General features: G+C 67.0%; 4 protein-coding genes and 1 tRNA gene. 4 read left to right on the plus strand and 1 reads right to left on the minus strand.

Features of this window, described 5'->3' with window-relative positions:
• The coding region (locus ACE3TU_RS19545; protein ID WP_374627283.1) for an autotransporter domain-containing protein at positions 1–962 on the plus strand (962 nt) is incomplete at its 5' end.
• Positions 963–1,256: 294 nt separating this feature from the next.
• On the opposite strand, the gene ACE3TU_RS19550 is transcribed toward ACE3TU_RS19545, so the two are convergent.
• Positions 1,257–1,330, minus strand: a tRNA-Gln gene (locus ACE3TU_RS19550).
• A gap of 260 nt (positions 1,331–1,590) precedes the next feature.
• Between ACE3TU_RS19550 and ACE3TU_RS19555 the strand changes: the two genes are divergently transcribed.
• The 3 genes from ACE3TU_RS19555 to ACE3TU_RS19565 all read left to right on the plus strand — a co-directional run.
• Entirely contained in the window at positions 1,591–2,778 is a 1,188-nt protein-coding gene (locus ACE3TU_RS19555; protein WP_374627285.1) for a Ppx/GppA phosphatase family protein, read from the plus strand.
• The gene (locus ACE3TU_RS19560; protein WP_374627287.1) at positions 2,778–3,488 is read left to right on the plus strand and encodes an RlmE family RNA methyltransferase; all 711 of its coding nucleotides are present in this window, start codon (positions 2,778–2,780) and stop codon (positions 3,486–3,488) included. The genes ACE3TU_RS19555 and ACE3TU_RS19560 overlap by 1 nt, the downstream gene beginning before the upstream one ends.
• Before the next feature lie 498 nt (positions 3,489–3,986).
• The coding region (locus ACE3TU_RS19565) for a type IV toxin-antitoxin system AbiEi family antitoxin domain-containing protein (RefSeq protein WP_374627289.1) at positions 3,987–4,348 on the plus strand (362 nt) is incomplete at its 3' end.

The following is a 4,348-nucleotide window of genomic DNA, read 5'->3' on the forward strand; positions in this document are numbered from 1 at the left end:
TCGAAGCTGAGAGACGGGCGCGACAAGCGGAACAAACTGGAGAGCAGAAGGAGAGCGATTTTCTAGTCGACGAAGGCGAACAGCTTCTCTACTTCCCGCAGCCGCGCGATCCGGTGAGTGCCGCGTTCCGCGCGATCACCGATGCCAGTGGCGGCGGGCGGGCCAGTTCCAGCCTCGAGGTCCAGCTGGACAGGTACGTGCTGTGGGCGCGCTTCAACGCCAGTCTGACCTCCGGCACGGCCGACCGCTCGGGCATCGGCGCCGGCGCGCAGGCCGGTGTCGTGGTCGCGGTCGATCCGCGCCTCGATGTCGGCGGCTTCGTCATGGGCTATGCCTCGCGTCAGGAAACCGGGGCGGTCGATGGGACGCTCGACTCCGCATCGCTCGGCGGCGGCCTCTACATGACCTACGACTTCACCGACACCGTGACGGCGGGGCTGACGCTGTCCGGCGAGCGCGGCTTCCACGACAGCTCCGTCGCCGGCGTCACCGGCTCGTTCACCCGCGACATGCTGCGGCTCGAAGGCGACCTGTCGGGCGACTACCAGGTCGGCGACGTCACGGTGACGCCGCGGGCCGGCTTCGAGTGGCTCTACAGCTCGCGCAGTTCCTATGTCGACAGTTCCTCGCTCGTCCATCCCACGATCACCGCCAACGAGCTGATCGGCACGCTGGGTATCGAGATCAGGCAGTCCTTCGTGCAGGAGTTCGGCAACGACCTGCTGCTGGTCACGCCGCGCGGCGGCCTCGCCGTGAACGGGCACGCCGGCCGCGACGAGACGCTGGACCTGGGCGGTGGCGTCACGGTCGAGCAGAGCGCCCTGTACCTGACGGCGTCGACGGGAATAGCGGTGGAACTCGGTGACGGCATGACCGCCGATTTCGGCCTGTCGCTGAGCGGCATCGGCGACTCCCTGCAGTCCGTCTCGGCCACCGCATCGCTGCGGGCGCCGCTCAACTGAGGCGGGACCGTTAGGAGCCACCCGGTTCCTGTGGCAGGAATTGCGCCGCCGGGCCGAGTCGGATCGGCGGACAGTGTGCCTGTCGTGAGGCGCTGTCGGGTCACCGCCCGGTGGTGCGGCACTCGATGGCGACAAACGGCCGCCGATCTTCGGAGCGATGAAGGTGCCCGCACCGACGCGAGCCCCTGTTCTTCGCCCCGACGGGCCAACCAGAAGCTGTCCGGGAAACCCGTCCCGGATTGAGGCCGATCAGCCCCGCAAAATCACTGAAGTGCAAGGCGGCGTCCGGGAGGCTGGCTGGGGAACCTGGATTCGAACCAAGATTGACGGAGTCAGAGTCCGCTGTTCTACCGTTGAACTATTCCCCAAGCGCTCGGCCTGGAACGCCGGCGGGGCCTTGCGTTCGGCGTGCCTTCTAGCGGCAATCGGCGGCGGGATCAACACCCTCGCTGCGGCCTGCGTGTCGGTATGATGAATGTTCCGGGCCCGGAACGAACCCGGTCGACGGGCCGTTGCGCTCCCCGGCCGCTTCCTCTAGGGTCGCCTCGACACTGAAACGCACCCGTGGTTCGGGCGCCCTCCGGCCGAGGCCGGCTGGTGGCGACCGCGTCGGGACTGGAGAACGAGGGTGGCCGATTCCGATCGGTCCGCCGCCGCCGACGGGCCCAGGGCCGTCGAGCGGCCCCGGGAGGGCCAGGGCGACGGCCGTGGTCCCTCACCCGCAGGCCCGGGGGCAGCCCCCGGGTTCGGCGGTACCGAGCGGCGGACGCATCCCGCTGGCAGCTTTGCGCCGCGCCGACAGCGTGGGCCGCTCTATGCCGCGCTCGACCTCGGCACCAATAATTGCCGCCTGCTGATTGCCCGGCCGCACGAGCAGGGCTTTCGCGTGGTGGATGGCTTCACCCGCATCGTCCGGCTGGGGGAGGGGTTGTCGACCACCGGGCAGCTCTCGCAGGCCGCCATGGATCGCACCATGGAAGCGCTGCGCCTGTGCCGCAACAAGCTGCGCGAGCACGAGCCGGCGCGCATGCGGCTGATTGCCACCGAGGCCTGTCGTTCCGCCAGCAATGGCGTCGAGTTCATCGCCCGGGTCGAGCGCGAACTGGGCCTCGCGCTCGAGATCGTCGATCGCCAGACGGAGGCCTCGCTGGCGGTGACCGGCTGCGCCGACCTGATCGAGGCCGAATCCGCCGGGGCGCTGATGTTCGATATCGGCGGCGGTTCGTCGGAGCTCGCCTGGCTCGACTTTCGTGGCGGCCGTCCGCGCCGGCAGGGCCGCATGGCGAGCTCGATTCGCTCCTGGCAGTCGCTGCCGGTGGGCGTCGTCTCGATTGCCGAAAAATTCGGCGGCGTCGACGTCACGCCGGATTCGTTCGAGGCCATGGTCGCCTTCGTTTCCGGCCACCTCCGCCAGTTCCGCGGCCGCGAGAAGCTGCGCCAGATGATCGCCGAACACCCGGTTCACCTGATCGGCACCTCCGGCACCGTGACCACGCTCGCCGGCCTGCATCTCGGCCTCGAGCGCTACGAGCGCCAGAAGGTCGACGGCTTGTGGATGCGGCGCGAGGAGATCGATGCCACCATGTCGGCCCTGCTCGGCATGTCGTTCGAACGCCGCGTCGCCCATTCCTGCATCGGCCGCGATCGCGCCGATCTGGTCCTGCCCGGCTGCGCCATCTTCGAGGCCATCCGGCGGGAGTGGCCGACCGAGCGCGTGCGCGTCGCCGATCGCGGCCTGCGCGAGGGGATCCTCGTTTCGCTCATCGATGCCGATCGTGCCGAGCGCACCGGCACGAGCAGTCGTTGGGGGCGCTGATGGCGAAAGGTACGGGGCAGGGATCCGGACGCCGCTCGGCCACCGATCTCAAGGTCCGGGTCAAGACCGCCAAGGGGCGCAAGATCGGCTCGACCCTGTGGCTGCAGCGCCAGCTCAACGATCCCTACGTGGCGCGGGCCCGGGCCGAGGGCTACCGCTCGCGCGCCGCCTTCAAGCTGATGGAACTCGACGAGCGCTACCACATCCTGAAAAAGGGGCAGCGCATCGTCGACCTGGGAGCGGCGCCGGGCGGCTGGTCGCAGGTGGCGGCGCCCATCGTCGGCTCCACCGAGGCCAATCCGCTGATCGTCGGCATCGACTACCTCGAGATGGACCCGATCCCGGGCGTGATCCTGCTGCACAAGGATTTCAACGACGAGGATGCGCCCGCCGCGCTCATCGCCGCGCTGGGCGGGCACAAGGCCGATGTGGTGCTGTCCGACATGGCGGCCCCCACCACCGGTCACCGCGCCACCGATCACCTGCGCATCATGGCGCTGGTCGAGCTGGCCGCCGATTTCGCCATCCGGGTGCTGGCCCCCGGCGGCACCTTCGTCGCCAAGGTGTTCCAGGGCGGCACCGAGCATGAGCTGCTGGCGCTGCTGAAGCGCCACTTCGCCACGACGCTGCATGCCAAGCCCAAGGCCAGCCGCGCCGATTCGGCCGAAACCTACCTCCTGGCCCGCGGCTTCAGGGCGAACGCGGAGTAGGGCGCGCCCTCTTCCCCATCACTCCCACTCTATTATTAATGAGCATCATAAAGCCTTGAAATCACAGTATTAAAAATATTTTTGACAGAAATATACCGTCAGCCGTCCCGCCAAAATGATCGGCTTTTGAAATCATTGGGCTTTTTCGGGATGGCCCCAAAAACCGTACTTTCGGGGACTATCGTCAAGCGAGAAACGCAGGAAACAATCAGACTCGATCCGTGCATCCCGCCGATTTCACCCTGTGACCCTATCATCAAGACAGCCAATTGTCATGTAGGCCGGAGCGCGTGATCGCTCCATCCGATCTTCCCACTCTCGCCTGCACACCGATCCGATTGTGCAGTCCGGGCCATCCCGTCGGCGCGGTTGCTTATGGTCCCCTACCGATCGAGGCTTTTGATGTCGGATAATTGGAAGTCGCAGGTCCGCTAATTGGGACCCCCTCCTTGATGCTCGTCTCGATCGCTAACACAGGGACGACCAAGATCAGGGAATTTGGCGCGGCTGAACGTCGTCACCACTCGCAACCCGACCAGTGATGTGTTACAAAACCTCGGAACTAATCGACAGTTACCGAGCGTTTGGAACAACCTCATGGAAGCCCGCCGCCATAAGGATCGCGCCATCGAGGTCGCCCGTGAGCGTGGGATCGCGCGCGGCGCCGACTTCGATCAGGCCGGCGTGCCGCGGGTCTACCTCCAGCGGCTTACACGCGAGGGGGTCCTGCAACGGGTCGGGCGCGGGCTCTACAAGCTCAGCGACGCCCCGTCCGACGTCGCCTCCAGCCTGGCCGAAGCGTCCCGAATCCAGCCGAAGGGCGTGATCGGCCTGCTGTCGGCCCTGCAATTCCATAAGCT

Origin of the sequence: Devosia sp. (genome assembly GCF_041917035.1) — a bacterium.
Classification (GTDB): domain Bacteria; phylum Pseudomonadota; class Alphaproteobacteria; order Rhizobiales; family Devosiaceae; genus Devosia_A.

What these genes read in the sequence shown, in the direction of transcription:
- ACE3TU_RS19560 (WP_374627287.1), top strand. Translation starts at nt 2,778, where the DNA reads ATGGCGAAAGGTACGGGGCAGGGATCCGGACGCCGCTCGGCCACCGAT.